Origin of the sequence: uncultured Methylobacterium sp. (assembly GCF_964244095.1) — a bacterium.
Classification (GTDB): domain Bacteria; phylum Pseudomonadota; class Alphaproteobacteria; order Rhizobiales; family Beijerinckiaceae; genus Methylobacterium.
In genome coordinates, this window is the sequence record NZ_CAXTHR010000001.1 from 34,699 (window position 1) to 48,546 (window position 13,848).

The 13,848-nt window shown below is 67.2% G+C and carries 13 protein-coding genes; all 13 read right to left on the reverse strand.

Translation table 11 applies throughout. The annotated features are described in order from the left end of the window. Window positions 1-81 precede the first annotated feature (81 nt). The 13 genes from ACFE86_RS00175 to ACFE86_RS00235 all read right to left on the reverse strand — a co-directional run bounded on the left by ACFE86_RS00175 (window position 82) and on the right by ACFE86_RS00235 (window position 13,810). Window positions 82-1,926, reverse strand: coding sequence for a hypothetical protein (locus tag ACFE86_RS00175; protein WP_375453303.1), 1,845 nt, complete (start codon window positions 1,924-1,926; stop codon window positions 82-84). A 12-nt stretch (window positions 1,927-1,938) separates the two neighbouring features. Then, window positions 1,939-2,571: a hypothetical protein gene (locus ACFE86_RS00180; RefSeq protein ID WP_375453304.1), complete on the reverse strand. Its 633-nt coding sequence runs from the start codon at window positions 2,569-2,571 to the stop codon at window positions 1,939-1,941. 7 nt (window positions 2,572-2,578) lie between these two features. Beyond that, window positions 2,579-3,064 carry a pathogenicity island protein gene (locus ACFE86_RS00185; protein ID WP_375453305.1) on the reverse strand — a complete coding sequence of 162 codons (486 nt, stop codon included), beginning with the start codon at window positions 3,062-3,064 and terminating at the stop codon, window positions 2,579-2,581. 269 nt (window positions 3,065-3,333) lie between these two features. Then, entirely contained in the window at window positions 3,334-3,786 is a 453-nt protein-coding gene (locus ACFE86_RS00190; protein ID WP_375453306.1) for a hypothetical protein, read from the reverse strand. Window positions 3,787-3,817: 31 nt separating this feature from the next. After that, window positions 3,818-4,681: a hypothetical protein gene (locus ACFE86_RS00195; protein WP_375453307.1), complete on the reverse strand. Its 864-nt coding sequence runs from the start codon at window positions 4,679-4,681 to the stop codon at window positions 3,818-3,820. 12 nt (window positions 4,682-4,693) lie between these two features. After that, window positions 4,694-5,578, reverse strand: a complete 885-nt coding sequence (gene sctE, locus ACFE86_RS00200; RefSeq protein WP_375453308.1) for a type III secretion system translocon subunit SctE — start codon at window positions 5,576-5,578, stop codon at window positions 4,694-4,696. A gap of 308 nt (window positions 5,579-5,886) precedes the next feature. Beyond that, the gene (locus ACFE86_RS00205; protein ID WP_375453309.1) at window positions 5,887-6,411 is read right to left on the reverse strand and encodes a tetratricopeptide repeat protein; all 525 of its coding nucleotides are present in this window, start codon (window positions 6,409-6,411) and stop codon (window positions 5,887-5,889) included. A 325-nt stretch (window positions 6,412-6,736) separates the two neighbouring features. Beyond that, window positions 6,737-7,885, reverse strand: a complete 1,149-nt coding sequence (locus tag ACFE86_RS00210) for a hypothetical protein (RefSeq protein ID WP_375453310.1) — start codon at window positions 7,883-7,885, stop codon at window positions 6,737-6,739. Window positions 7,886-8,244: 359 nt separating this feature from the next. Then, window positions 8,245-8,883, reverse strand: a complete 639-nt coding sequence (locus tag ACFE86_RS00215) for a hypothetical protein (protein ID WP_375453311.1) — start codon at window positions 8,881-8,883, stop codon at window positions 8,245-8,247. 78 nt (window positions 8,884-8,961) lie between these two features. Continuing rightward, complete coding sequence (locus tag ACFE86_RS00220; protein ID WP_375453312.1) at window positions 8,962-9,417, reverse strand: type III secretion system chaperone; 456 nt, start codon at window positions 9,415-9,417, stop codon at window positions 8,962-8,964. Between the two features lie 185 nt (window positions 9,418-9,602). Further along, window positions 9,603-10,013: a hypothetical protein gene (locus ACFE86_RS00225; RefSeq protein ID WP_375453313.1), complete on the reverse strand. Its 411-nt coding sequence runs from the start codon at window positions 10,011-10,013 to the stop codon at window positions 9,603-9,605. Window positions 10,014-10,020: 7 nt separating this feature from the next. Further along, on the reverse strand, window positions 10,021-10,401 hold the full coding sequence (locus tag ACFE86_RS00230; protein ID WP_375453314.1) for a hypothetical protein: 381 nt from the start codon (window positions 10,399-10,401) through the stop codon (window positions 10,021-10,023). A gap of 28 nt (window positions 10,402-10,429) precedes the next feature. Further along, window positions 10,430-13,810: a hypothetical protein gene (locus ACFE86_RS00235; protein ID WP_375453315.1), complete on the reverse strand. Its 3,381-nt coding sequence runs from the start codon at window positions 13,808-13,810 to the stop codon at window positions 10,430-10,432. Window positions 13,811-13,848 lie beyond the last annotated feature (38 nt).

Genomic DNA, 13,848 nt, shown 5'->3' on the forward strand with positions numbered 1-13,848 from the left:
AGGTCGCGTGTGGAGCATACCTTAGACGGCCTGCGGATCGGGGCTGTGCCGTACGTGACGAAACCGCCTGCTGATCACGCCTCACCCGATCAGGGGGCGGAACGCCGTCACCTCGGCCTCTTCGCTGCCGGCATCCCCTGCGAGGCGGGCGAGTTCCTCCTCGACGAGCTCGAGCACCGTCTCGATCGCCGACAGCAGCACCGCCAGTCCCAGCAGGAACCGCATGCGGCGGGACTTGGCGAGGCCCGCCAGCAGGTCGCGCAGGCGCGCCAGCCCATGAGGCTTCACCCCGCACCTCTCGATATAGGCGAGGATGTCGCCTTCCTCGCTCGATGCCTGCTGCTTTGGCATCAGGCCAAGCAGCCGCGCCTCGAGGGTGGGTGCGAAGGGCAGCGGCGGCGGCCAGCCGGGAATCATCGCCGCGTTGAGGATGAAGGACGCGATGATTCCCGCACGCTCGACTTGCCCGCCGATGGCGAGGCTCGCGGGCGCGGTCCAATCCGGAAGAAGCGTCGGGTCAGCGGGCGCATTCCGTGCGTCGCCGCTGATCGGCGAGGCGGAATCCGCGCTCCTCGAAAGCGCGACCCCCTCCGTTCGCAGGGGGAGCGGCGCTGCGGTAAGGGCCTGGCGCGTCGGGGGCGTGACATCCGGCGCATCGGTCTCTGGCAGACCAATCCTTGCGGGATTCGCTACCCCGCGGGCTTCACGTGATGAGGGCTCGGCCAGCGCAACGAGGTGCTCGCCCGGAGCGGCGGAAGCCCCCGAGGATGGAACGGGTGCTCGGCCTGCCAACGCCGATTCCGAACGCGCAGGCGCGCGGGCGTCGGCCTCTCCGATGCTCTCAGGCTGCACCGGTGCCTGCGCATCGGTCTCCGGCCGACCGATCCTTGCAGAGTTCGCTGCCTCGCGGACTGCAGGTGGTGCAGGCTGGGCCGGCGCGACGACGCGTTCGCTCGGAGCGGCGCCCGGATTGGCGGAAGCCCCCGAGGAGAGAACGGGTGCTCGGCCTGTCATCGCCGGCTCCGCCTCCGACCGCGCAGGCGCACGGGCATCGGCCCCTCCGATGCTCTCGGGCTGCATCGGTGCGCGGGCGGCCATCCTTCCCGCGCCTTCGGGCGGCGCCGACGTATCGGCATCTTCGGATCGCGCTGGCGCGCCGGAGCCTGCCGGCTCCGTCGGGGCTGCGACGAACCTCGCCCCGGCACCGGGCGCCGCGTCGGCGGTCCGCTGCCCAGCGGCCTGGTAGGCTGGAGGCGATCCGGATGTCGGTTCTCCGTCCGGACCCGGCTGAGCGGAAGCGGCGCGCTCCGGGTTGTCCGTCCTCGTCCCGGCCGCCGGAGCGTCAGGCTTGCCGGGCGATACACGCCCGGGATCCCGGGCTGGTGCCGCCTCGGACGCCTCCCCACCGGTGGTTTCCGTGATTTGGCTGCCCGGCTCCGGCGATTCAGACCGTGCCATTGCCGCGACTGGTGCATGATCCGGCCTGGGGCCTTCAGGCCGGGTCGGCTCGCGCCGTTCGGCGAGCGAAAGCGGTTCGGCGCGTGCCGCCGAGGCGGATTCCGAAGGGGATGCGCCCGCGGTTTGATCGGGCTCGGCCCGCGCGACCGCATCCCGCGGCATCACGATCGTCCGATCCCAGGACGAGGCCCGGAGCGAGGGCCAGGCCGGCGCGCCGGCGGCGGCACTGGGCGGCCTCAACCCGACCAGGGATTGCGCGGGGGGGCGATCGTCGCGGCGCGGCTCGGACGGGGCCTGATCGAGGGACGTCAGATCGTCCGCGCCACGCGGACCGAGAACGCCGGCCGAAGCCGTCCGCGGCGCCTCGACCGTCTCCTGGAGCGAACTTCCGATGTTGCGGGCGATCTCGATCGAGGCTTGGCCGGCCGCGAGGGCGAATTGCTGGTTGACGGCGTCGAGCGGCGGCATGGGATCAGCACCTCATCGCGGTACGCCGACGCCGGGTGACGACCGCCCGCGGGCTGCGTGCTGCGCAGCGGCGAGTTGCAGCCTCGCCGCCTCCTGGCGCATATCTGGCGGCGTGTCCGGCCCGTCGCAGCGCTCAAATGCGCGGAGGTGTTCCGTACCGAGCTCCCAGTTCTCCACGGCCATCGCCAGGCCGGCGGCATGGAAATGGGCGACCGCCCAATCCGGCCGCAGGGCGGCGGCGGTGGCGAAGGCGAGCCCCGCCTCGCGTGAGGCCCCGCGCAGGCGCAGGCAGACGCCGTAGCCGACCCAGTAGTCGCCGCCGCCTCCGTCGAGGACGCACAGGGCACGGAACAGATCCTCGGCCCGCTCGTGACGCCCGGCCGAGAACCAGGTGTGGGCACGGGCATAGAGCGCCTCGGCGAGGCTCGCGGGCAGGCGCAGCGCCGCGCCCAGGGTCTGGCCCCGACGCAGGCCGTCGACCAGACCCGCGCCATCGATCCCGAGGGGTTCGGCGACCTCGGCGCAGACGCGGGCCAAGAGTTCGGTCTCGGCCTCGTCGAGGCCGAAGGGTCCGGAGCGCTCCTCCGCCCGTCCCGTCACGTTGCGCGGGGCATCGACGGGGGCGGGATTGGGTGCCGGTACCATGGGCCGCTCAGGCCGTCGCCGCGGATGGGCGGGCGATGGCCGTCAAGGTCCTGAGCAGCCGCTGCGCCTCGCTCGCCACCGTGGCGTCGCCGGTCTTGCGGGCATGCGCGAGCGCGTCGTTCAGATCCTCCTCGGCTTCGGCCAGGTGCCCGAGGCCGAGGCAGGCCCGGCCCGACAGGTAGTAGCCGCGCGGATCCCGGGGGGCGAGGGCGACCACGGCGGAGGCCGCCTGGAGGGCGAGATGGTCCTCGCCGAGGGTGATGGCGCAATTGGCCAGCCCCACCTGGAAGTCGACGTTCATCGGCTCGCACAGGATGAGGCCGACATACATCCGCAGGGCCTCGGCCGGGGCGCCGCGCTTGAGGTGATTGCGGGCGACCTCGAGGCCGACCGAGAGATCCTCGCTCTTCAGGCCGATCTCCTTGCGCAGGCTGCCCTCGAGAAAAGCCTGGACCGGATCGATATCCGGCGTTTGACCGTCGTCCTGTTTCATCGGTGCTTGCCCTGGGGCCTCGGTCCGGTGCGTGGCGGCAGCGCAGCCGAACTGTGCCGCCGGGAGAAATCGTTCGCTTAAGGCATTTTCTGTGATCTCTGGATCACGGAAAATGCTCTAAGTCTTTGTTTGGTCGCATTTTCTTCACGCGAGCCGGTATCCACCTCGCTGGAAAATGCTCTAGAGCATCGGACCGAGAAGTCCGATGCAACAACAAGAGCTTGGAGCATCGTCCTGAATATTGTGTCCAGGACGATGCTCCAGGTGGATCAGAGCCGGAGGAGCATGGTTTCGCCCAAGGACATCGGCGCATGCGTGCCCGCGAAGGGGTCGGCCTCCAGGGTTGCGGCGTGCAGTTCGAGGAGGTGCAGCACCTCCTCGATCCGCCCGCGCAGAAGGGGAGCCGCATCGAGCCGGCAAGGCGCGGTCGTCACGGCCTCGACCTGCGCGTCGGACCCCGCCGTCAGCCGTAGGCCCGCTTGGTTCGTCAGCAGCAGCCCGAGGCCGTCGCGCAGCAGGCGCCGGAGTTGCTCGGTCCGGCGCGCTCCGCCGTCGGCGAGCCGCCCGAGGCTCGCCGAGATCACCACCTGCGTCCCGTCCGGCCCCGGCGCGAGGTCGACCGTGCGGCCGTCGATCTGCAGGGCCGGCCGTTCCGTGCCCGGCGGGACCAAGCCGAGACTTCTCCAGAGCGCACCGGTGACGGCCTCGAAGCTGTCGCTCATCATCCCTCCCGATCCGCCCTGCGCACCCTGCTCAGACCCTGGTCATGACCTGCATCTGCTGCGCCTTGGCGTCGGCCATCTCCTTCAAGAAGTTGATGATCGACTTGATCATGTCGTTCATCGTCTCTTGCATCTCCTTCTTCATGTCGCCCTTGGCCTGGAGGTCCTGGGCCATCGCGGCGTCGACCGCCCCTTGTGCCTCCTTCTCCTTGGCGGTGGCCTGGGCATCGGTGGAGGCGTAGCCCGATCCGGCCTGACCCACCTGGTTCGCTGTTGTCGCGAGGCCACCGATGCTCTGGGACATGCCGCCCAGTGCCTTGCCGGTCTCGGCGACGCTCGCGGTCGTGCTTCCGAGCTTGCTGATGCCGTTCAGTCCGACGCCGACCGACGCGACGCTGGCGACGATCGATACGGCGGAGAACACGATTGAGACGATCATGGCTTTCACCGCCCCATCCTTGAGCTCCTTCGCCTGGTCAGTCGACATCTGAGCCTGGCTCATCAACTCGGTCTTCGCCTGCTCGCGCGCATTGAGCCGGTCGTCGAGGGCGTTCTTGCGCTGCTCGGCGGCCTGCTCGATCAGCACGCGGGCCAGGAACTCGAGGCTGTCGCCCCCGCCGACGCGGGAGCCTAGCGCCGCGGCCGCTCCGGCGTAGATGTCGAGGGTCTCCTCGAGATCGGCGGGCACCTGCCCACCGGGGGCGATGTCGCCGGCGGCGATCATGGCCAGGAACAGCTTGGCCTCCGCCGGCGGCAGCGCCTCGGCCCTGGCCTGGATGCCCTGGGCGACCTGGATCGCCTGATCGACGTCGACCCCCGGCTTGAGGCTGTCGCCCTGGTAGAACGAGGGCGGGACGTAAGCCCTGAGGCCCTCCGGAACCGTACCTGCGGACATGATGATCTCCTCTCAGCCTCTGAGGCCGACGCGGGCGTAGCTGGCGGCACTGTCGTTGGCCGATTCGACCAGGGTGTCGAGCATGCCCTCGAAAGTCTGGTGCACACCCTTCAGACGAGTCAGCGCGATGTCGATCATGTCGTCGAGGAAGGCGACGATCGCCTGCATCGCCTTGGAGGCGCCCTCGAGTCTCTTGGCGTCGGCTTCGAGGTCCGTCGCATCCTTCTTGCCCACGGCGCTGGCGATGTCTCCAGAGGCGCTCGCGGCCGTGGAGGCCACGGCGATCGTGTTCGTGGCGATGCCGGTGCTGCCCTGGATAGCGTTGTAAACAGCGAAGCCCAGTTGGTACGCGCTCACGCCGCCCGCGATCGCCGCCCCGATCATCATGGCGCCGGCGACCACGGCGACGACGATCCGGGCGATGGTGTCGGCCTTGTGGCCCGCCTTGGTCGCCTCCTCCTCGGACATGCCCTGGTCCATCAGCACGGCCTTGTTGGCCTCGCCGATGAAGCCGAGCGACGGCTGTCCGTTCTTCTCGGTGTTGACGGCGACGTAGGTCGCGTCCGCCGCCATGCCGAGCAGAAGGATGCCCGCGCCGATCAGGAGCGCGCCCGAGACGATGCCGGCGGGACCTGTTGCGATCGACGTCGCGAGGGCCAACACTCCGGCGACGATCGACGCGATAGCGCCGATGTACTGGAACGCGATCTTGACCTTGTCCCAGGTGCTGAGCTTCCCGCGCTTCTCGGTCGCTTCCGCGAGCTTGTCTTCGGATTCCTTGATCTTCTCGCTCTTCTCCGCCAGCGCGAGGCGCTTGGATTCCTGGTCGGTCCTGATCTTGTCCTCTTCGCTCGCCCCGATCGTGTCCTTGATCTTGGCCATCACCTCGAGCAGCATCGTCTGAAGCTTCTCGCCGGACATCTTCGGCATCAGCGTGCGCAGGCTGTCCATCATCGAGCCGAAGGCGGCCTGGACCGTCGCGTCGGGCACCGGCCCGTCCAATGTTATGGCGCCGGCTCCCGCCACCACGGCGGTTTCGACCCGCACGGGTGCGCCGGTGTCGCTCGCCGACGTTGCGCGGGCGTACGTGTTCTGGATAGGGATCTGGGTCGCATCGCCTACGGGCATGGCTGGCTCCTTCGCAAGGGACGGCGCTGCCCGCGCGCCTGGCGGGTTTCGGCCGGAGGGAAACGGGAGGCGGCGGCTCAGGCCGCTTGGTCGGTCCGGTCGCCGATGAGGGCGAGCATGCGGTCGGCATGCGCGACGAGGTCGAGCCTGCCTGCGTCCCGCGCCTCGCCCTTGCCGACCTCGAAGCAGGCGCGCGCCCGGTCGAACTCAGTGGCGGCCAGGAAGCACTCCCCGAGCCGCAGGTAGCCGTCCGGGTTGGTGGCATCCAGCGCCACGAAGGTGACGTAGAGCTTGCCCGCGGCTGCGTAGTTGCCCTGGGTCTGATAGGTCGTGGCCAGGGCGTAGATCACGCGCTCGTCGAGGGGCTCCAGGTAGTGGAGCGTCGTCAGCGTGTTCTGGGCGCCGGCGACATCGCCGGACTGCATCTGGCGGATGCCCTGGACCAGGAGGGCGTCGCGCTCCTCCTTGGATATCTTGGCGATGTCGGCGAGCGACAGGCCCCCCTTCATCGCGTCGATGATGCTCCGCGCCCGCGGCGACATCGTGGCCAGCCCGAGGACGTGCTCGACGATGGTCGAGCTCGTCGCCACTACGTCCTTCATGTCGGCTTCTGAGGTTGGCATGCCGTCGAGGATCGACATTCACCGGCTCCGGATCTCGAGTACGGGGCAACCATAGCCGTTGGCCGTTGGCGCCTTGTGCCGAAGGTGACAGAGATCCGTTATTCGCCCTCCGGACCCTGTGCCTTCGTCGAGTTCGGTTCGAATACGGGACGACCACCGTGCCGCCGTCCCGCCTGGAGGAACCGTACCCTCCACAGGCCACGCCAACGGACGCATGATTCCCGATCCACCCGCGCCATCACCGCCGGTTCCGTCTGCGTCGCGGCGGATGACGCGCCCGACTTCCCCGGCGAGATCCATGCCTTCACCGGTGATCGACGCCGCTCGGCGGGATATGTTTCTTCGCCGATTTCGCCCAACCGTGGAGCAACGCGCGACGATCGGGGCCGATCAGAGCATCGAGTTCCGCGACCCCTCCGAGCCGATCCTCCAGGCAGTCTCGTACAATGATGCTCCTCGGGCAGAAGTATTTCGTCTTGCCCATGCTGCCCTGCATGACACCGGAGAATTCCAGCGTTCCCTCGATGAAATTCCCCCCGTCCAGAATTTCGTCGCGCACGTTCACGAAGCGGTTCCAGTCGAAGACGACATGATTGATGCGCTTGAGGTAATCGATGTGTCCGAAAGCCCGATCGAGGCGCGCTTCGAAGGCGTTCAGCTCGCTTGGGATGAGAAATTCCTGAAGAGCGTCGGAGATGGTCCGTCGCTGCATCGATCGAATTCGCGATGCGGTATTGATGTCGATGTAGGCCGGCAGGCCCGTATGCCGGTATTGCCGCGTGTTGGTGCCGGCTATGCCCTTCATCCGGTCCGGATTGTCGGCGTTCGGCCCGAACGTGAGATCGTTGTCGATCATCGTGACCTGGGTGCCGGCATAGCCGTGATCGCGTCTCGCGGCGGAAATCATGATGTTCCCGCTGTGAACATCCGGATTACCGGACAGGTAAGCGAGAATTTCAAGATCGCTGCATTTGCGTTGAAAGACGGGATCGAAGATGATGGTCGGGTTCTTGCGGTAATATTCTTTGGCCGAAATACCCGGTGCGATCGTCATCGCCACGAAGGATCGGCCATCGATCAATACGGTCGATGATCTTGGCGCACTTGCGGTGCCGAGGAAACTGTCGAGAATTGATGTCGCTATGTTTCTGTGTGCGAGACGCGGTTCGGAATGATCGATTCCGACGCCGGTCTGGACGGTCGTGGGCTGGCCGTTGTACAGCTGCGACTTGACCTTCTTTATCGCGATCTCATGAACCGTCGTGCCCTGCTTCTCCTTCAGCAAGCAGGTATAGACGTCGTTGAACGCGCCTTTGCCGAGAAGCCGTTTGCCGATCACCTCAATGCCATGGGCGCTCAGGTCGACGGCGCGCGCATCTCCAAAGTGAGTGGCGGATCGACCGAGTATCAGTTTGCAGATGTCGAGTATTCCATCGACATGAAGCGGCGCCATCGTCCCTCTTAACACGGTGGTCTGGCACGGGACGTAGCGATCTCGAAGTCTTCGTCACGGTGCTTGAAGCGTTTTGGAGTTAGGTGGGTCCGGCTAGAGCATTTTTCGTGATCCCTGGATCACGGAAAATGCTCTAAGTCTCTGTGTGGTCACATTTTCTTCACGCGAGCCGGTATCCACCGCGCTGGAAAACGCTCTAGAGCAGAAAATCGGATAATTCCGCGTCGAGACGTCGGGCGCGGCATCGCCGGTTCTCACCGCTGGACGAACGCGTACCCGAGGCGTCAGCCTTCCGCCTGCTCTGACGGTGTCGCCGCGAGAAGTCTGTGTCGCGGCGCGGATGTAAAACGCGATCCTGGCTAAGCGCGTATGTATCCGTTCGTCAGCATCGCCGTGTCGTCGGCCGGGGCAGAGTGGCTGAAAGCGTTCGAGCGGGGCCGCTGCAGCGACTCGGCCGTAACGTTGTTGTAGTGCGGCGTCTCGACCTCGGCGGCGTCGACATTGTTGTAATGCGGCGTCTCGACCTCGGTGGCATCGACATTGTTGTAGTGCGGCGTCTCGACCTCGGCGGCGTCGACATTGTTGTAGTGCGGCGTCTCGACCTCGGCGGCGTCGACGTTGTTGTAATGCGGCGTCTCGACCTCGGCGGCGTCGACGTTGTTGTAGTGCGGCGTCTCGACATCGGCGGCATCGACGTTGTTGTAATGCGCCGTCTCGGCTTCACCCGCGTCGCTCGTGGGTGCCGCATTGCGGGAAGGTTCCGCCTGCGTGCGGCCCGAGCCGATCTGGAAGCGCGCGTTCGCCGGTCTGGCCTCCTCGAACTTCGATTTCATCCACGTCGTCGTGGCGTCAGAGCGCGATGGCTGCGTCGCCTCGCCGTTGCCCCGTTGCGTCGAGACCGACGTCCGGGCGTCGGCAGTCTCCGCACGGTTCGAGGACGGCAGGGACATCTCGCCGGTCGCGGCCGTGCCACTGTTACGGGTCTCGCTCGGCGCCAAGCTCGTGCGAAATACGGGGAGTGATCCGCCGACACTGTTAGAGGTAACCATGGCTGTGATCTCCGATCGTGAAGCGGCTCAGCCGCGGATGAGGAAGTGGTCCCTCGCCGATAGGTCCGGTCCGGACGTGGTCGGCCCGGCGGCCGCCTCGCGGCCCGCGGGGCCGTTCCAGAACGCGGCCGTTCCGAGGAAGTCGGCGATGCGCTCCCGCAATCCGCCCGCGTCGAGCGCTCGCAGGTCGAGGCGCTCGCACAGGGCGACCTGCTTCCGGCCCGGGTCGAAAGCGAGGCGCGCCGCGCCGGTGGCGGTCCCGAGGTAGTTCGCAGTCATCAGGCGGGTCAGCGTCGCCTGATCGTGGGTCGCGGCAAGGCTTGCCAGCGGCGTCACGAGTTCGAAGTGATGGCGGCCGGTCGCGACGAAGCCGACTGGCGTCCCGTCGAAGACGACCTCGACGTTCTCGCCCGGGCCGAATGCCAGGTCAGGCTGGCCGGTTATGTCGCGCAGGACTTCGATCGCCTGGTGTATATCGTGCACGTGCAACACCTGAGATGTTGAATCCAAGACGGCGGAAGCGTCCCGGGCTTCGGTTCGCAGAACGCTTGTAGGGGCGATTCCAGGCCAGCCGAAGTACCATACGGCACAGTTGTCATGTCATTCGGTTTCCGGGTGACTGGCTCGGGGCATGTTTTCTGGGTCGCCCCGCCCACGGTCGCCCCGATTCAGACGTGGCGCAGATAGATCTCGACGGCCTCGCGCGCGCTCGCCCGGTCGTCGAGCTCGAACAGGCAGCGGGCCTTGAGGTAGCGGCGCATGCGCTGGCGCTCGGTCAGGGTGTAGGTGCCGAACCGCTCGACGGGGGCGAGCCGGTCGAGCTCCTCCAGGCAGGCGAGCGCAGCCGCCCAGTCCTGCGCGAAGAAGCGCAGCACGGCGCGGGCGAGCAGCACCTCGGCGGTGGCGTCCCCCGTCAGGTAGAGGGCCTCGGCCAGGATGCCCGCCCGGTCGACGAAGCCCTGCTGGGCGAGGACGAAGACGGTCAGCAGCAGGAAGTCGCGCTGGCGCGCGTCGAGGCGCGGCTCGTCCGGGAGCGCGGGGGCCGTCCCGGCCGGGATGGCGGGCAGGAGCGTCGTCATGGAATGCTCACGCGCGCAGCAGGGCGGCCAGCGCCGAGCGGACCTCGTCGTCCAGCGCCGCGTCCTCGGCGAGGAACCGCGCCGCCTCGTCCAGCACCCGGCGGCGGTGCCCGGTGGCGCGGCGCGCCGCGGTGGCGAAGGTCGCCCCGGCGGTGATGCGCGCCTCGGTGAGCGCCGCCGGCTGGAGCAGGGCCGCGTCGAGCGAGAGCGGCTGGAGCAGGCGCGGCAGCCGCTCGTCGAGGGAGGGCCGGCGCAGCACCGCGTCGAGGGCGGCCGGCTGCGGCAGGAAGGCGGGGCCGACCGGCCCCTCCTTGGGCAGGTGCGGCTGGTCGCGCGGGCCGACCCGCGTCACCGATTCCAGACCGATGTCGAGGCTTCCGATCTTCACGGTCGGTCTCCCGCCGGCGCGCGCGGCATCAGTTCAGGCCGGCGATCTTCTGCACGATCTCGGACATCTTCGACAGGGCGTTGTTGGCGAGGTCGAAGTTGCGGTCCTTCTGCTTGGTCAGCGCGTTGATCTCGTTCATCTTGATCTGGCTCTCCTGGTTGATCTGCGTCACCGCCTGGCCCACCGAGGTCGAGAATTGCTGCCAGGCGGAGGATTTTTTGGCCTCCATGCGCTCCACTGGGCGGGACAGGCCGAGCAGGGCCTCGATCGGGTGCTTGGCCCCGGAATAGCCACCGCCCTGCGTGAACATGGCCGACACGCGCTTCTCGTCCTCGGTCAGGGCGTTGAACGCATATTCGATGCCGTCGTTGGGGTCTTCAACCTTTGCTCCCGAACCGGACAAGACTTGCGTCGCGTTCGTATCGCTGCCCGTGAAGTTGGCGACGGTCTTGTTGATGAGGTTCTGCATCACGGCGTAGGTCTTGAGCAGGGCGTTGGTCTGGTCGACCTCCTCGGTGCCGATGCGGATCTTGGCCTCGCCCGCGAGGTTCGTGTAGAGTTGGAACAGATACACGAGGTTTGGCACGTCGAGCGCTCGGTTCTGGAGCGTGCCCGTCTCGGCGAGGGACTTCCGTGTGTTCTGCAGGCTGAGAAGCTGCCGCTCCTGTGCGATGAAGGTGTCGTAGCCCTGTCTGATCTTTGCGTTCTGGTCGGTGCTGACGTACTTCGCATCAGGAATAAGGCCAGGAGATCCCCTCGTCCCTGCCGGAAAGCTTACGCTGTTCAACGCGATGCCGTTGATGTACAGGTCTGATCCGCCGAAGACGATCGGAGGTGGATCGAGATTCAGCACATAAGGCTGTAATGCACCGACACCAAGCTCGATGGCTTTTTCATCGACATAAGTTCGCAGGTTTATTTTGACGTCTGGTTTATCTTCTTGAAAAAAATACAGCGGCTCCACGTTGGCGCCGTTTTCGTTTGTGACAAAAGCATTGTTGAACGAATCTCTCCACTCGCCCTCCGTTGCAAACCCTACGCTTCCTGGCTTTTTCCCTTCGGATATCTTTCCAAAGGCTGGCGTCGTCACGTAGAGATACGGCGACCCGAAATATATGATCGGATCGCGAGAATTCAGGTCGTACAGATTCACTGCGAACGCGTTCGCCCGTGCGAAACGCGTCATGATCTCGTCGACCTGCTTGTCGATCTCGGCCTCCGAGAAGATGGCCGAATTGCCGAGGGAGGCCCTGACGTTGTCGAGCTGGTCGCTGAAGAGCCTCTTGTCGGCCGCCGGCATGTGGCCGTCGCCGCCCTTCTCGCCGCTCGGGTTGGCGATCCGGGCCAAGGCGGCGTCGACCTTCACCTGCATTTGGATCAGCGCGGTGGCGCCCCCGACCAGGCCGAGCCCGGCGCCGAGACCCGCCGTCCCCTGGAAGACCGCGAGTCCCGCCAGTTTGTTCTGATCGGCAAGGCTCATCTTGGCGATGTCCTGCTTCTGCAGGTTCTCGGCGATGTAGACCTTGTTGCCGCCGGCGATGGTCCTGGTGGCGGCCTCGGCCGTCGTATCCGCGGGATTGGGGACGCCCGCCGAGATGAAGGCGGTGATGACGTTGGTGCCGGTCCCGATCGTGACCGAGCTTCCGGATGCGGGGATGTACTTGCGCAGGTATTCGAGCTGAACCGCCGTATGCCAGGAGTTGAAGGCCTCCGCGCTCAGCGCAGTCGGCGCCTTGCCGAATTCGGCCAGGACGGCCGCCGGCTTGTCCACGATGGTGTGGCCCGCCGTGCCGTCGAGCGTCGGGAACAGCGATTCGGCGTTCGCGCGGTTCGGGTTCGGGTCGAGGCCGACCTCGCTGCCCAGCAGGTGGTCGTAGGGGATGGCGAGCACCTGCCCCGGCGAGGCAAGGATGTTCAGCGGCGACGAGCCCGTCTGGACATAGGTGGTGCCGTCGTTCTCGGGCGTCGCCCGCACCACGGTGGCGCCGATGCCGATCACCACCGAGGCCTGGCCGGGCGTGCGGTTCGCCCGCGTGTACAGGTCCTGGAAGATCGGTGGCCAGTCCAGGAACTCTGACGCCGCGAGCGTGGTCGGCGCCGTCGAGAAGCTGGTCGGGTACAGGCTGATCGCCGCATGGCCGGCCGCGTCCAGGGCGAGCAGCGCCTTCGGCCGGCCGGTCGCGGAATCGGCGGGGATCGTGATCGTCTTCGGCGTGCCGGTTCCCTTCGCCGCGACATAGCGGTCCTGATCGCCGGCGGACCACATCTGGAACAGCGCCAGGTCGAGGCTCGCCGGATCCGGCAGGGTGGCCGGCGGGCCGCTCGACAGTGTAACGGACGGGAAGTCGTCCCCGATCCTGACGTCGTATGTGCTGCCGCTCGGGCCGAGGGTGAGCAGCGGGCGGGCGTCGTAGGGCGGATTATCCCGGCTGTTTCCCTGCACGAACGCGATCTGCGCCGCCTGCGGCCAGGCGAGGAACGTCGCGGCGGGTATCGCGACCGATTGCGAGAGAAAACGCGCCGGGCCGTTGACGATCTCGGCATCCTCGCCTTTCGAGCGCACGAGCCCGATCAGCGTGCCGCTCGTTCCCGCGTCGAACACGATGGTCTTGGGATAGTCGCCGCTGCGCACAGGCGCCTGCGCCAGGATGTAGGCGGTCTGGACAGGGCTCGGCCAGGATTGGAAGGTCGCGGCCGGCAAGGCACTGTTCAAGTCGGTGAGGGCTTTACCGAACTGGGGATAGGTCGACGCGGGCACACGCACCACGTACTCTCGGCCCCGATTGCCTTCGACCACGATGTCCGTGAAGGACGTTCCCACCGATTGGAGCGAGATCGAGGGTGGTCTCGCGGAGCTGTACTTGTCGGCATAGCGGAACTGCTCGTCGGGCGGCAGCGCGAAGAAGTCCGCCGCACTGAGATCCGCCGGCGGGGTGGCGAAGATGCGCGCCTCCTGCGCCTCTGCCTTGAAACCCTGACTCGTCGTGATCGTGACGCTGCCGTTCTCGTTCTCCAGCCGGGCCTCGATGCCGGCGTCGGCGGGGCCGATGTCGAGCCGGCCCGAGCGCCCGTTCGTCTCGACGTAGAAGGCCTGGGCCGCCTCCGGCCAGTCGAGGAAGGTTGCCACCGGGACGTCGCCCGGCGCCACGTTGAGGCCGGCCGGCGCGGGCGTGATCTCGACATCGTCGGCTCTGTCGGCTCGGTCGTTCAGGCGCACGATCGCCTGGGCGCCGCTCGACGGGCCGACCAGGACGGCCGGCGGCGTCCCGATGCCGTAGGTCCGCACGAAGTCCACCTGGATCGCCACGGGCCAGCGCGCGAAGGCCGTCGGGGTGACGAGGTCCGGCGTCGGGGCGTAGCCGGCGGCATTGTACTGCGCCGCGGTGATCGTCGAGGTCGAGAGGCTCATCGTCGGTGGTCCTGGAACGAGATCGGGTCCGGGCCGCG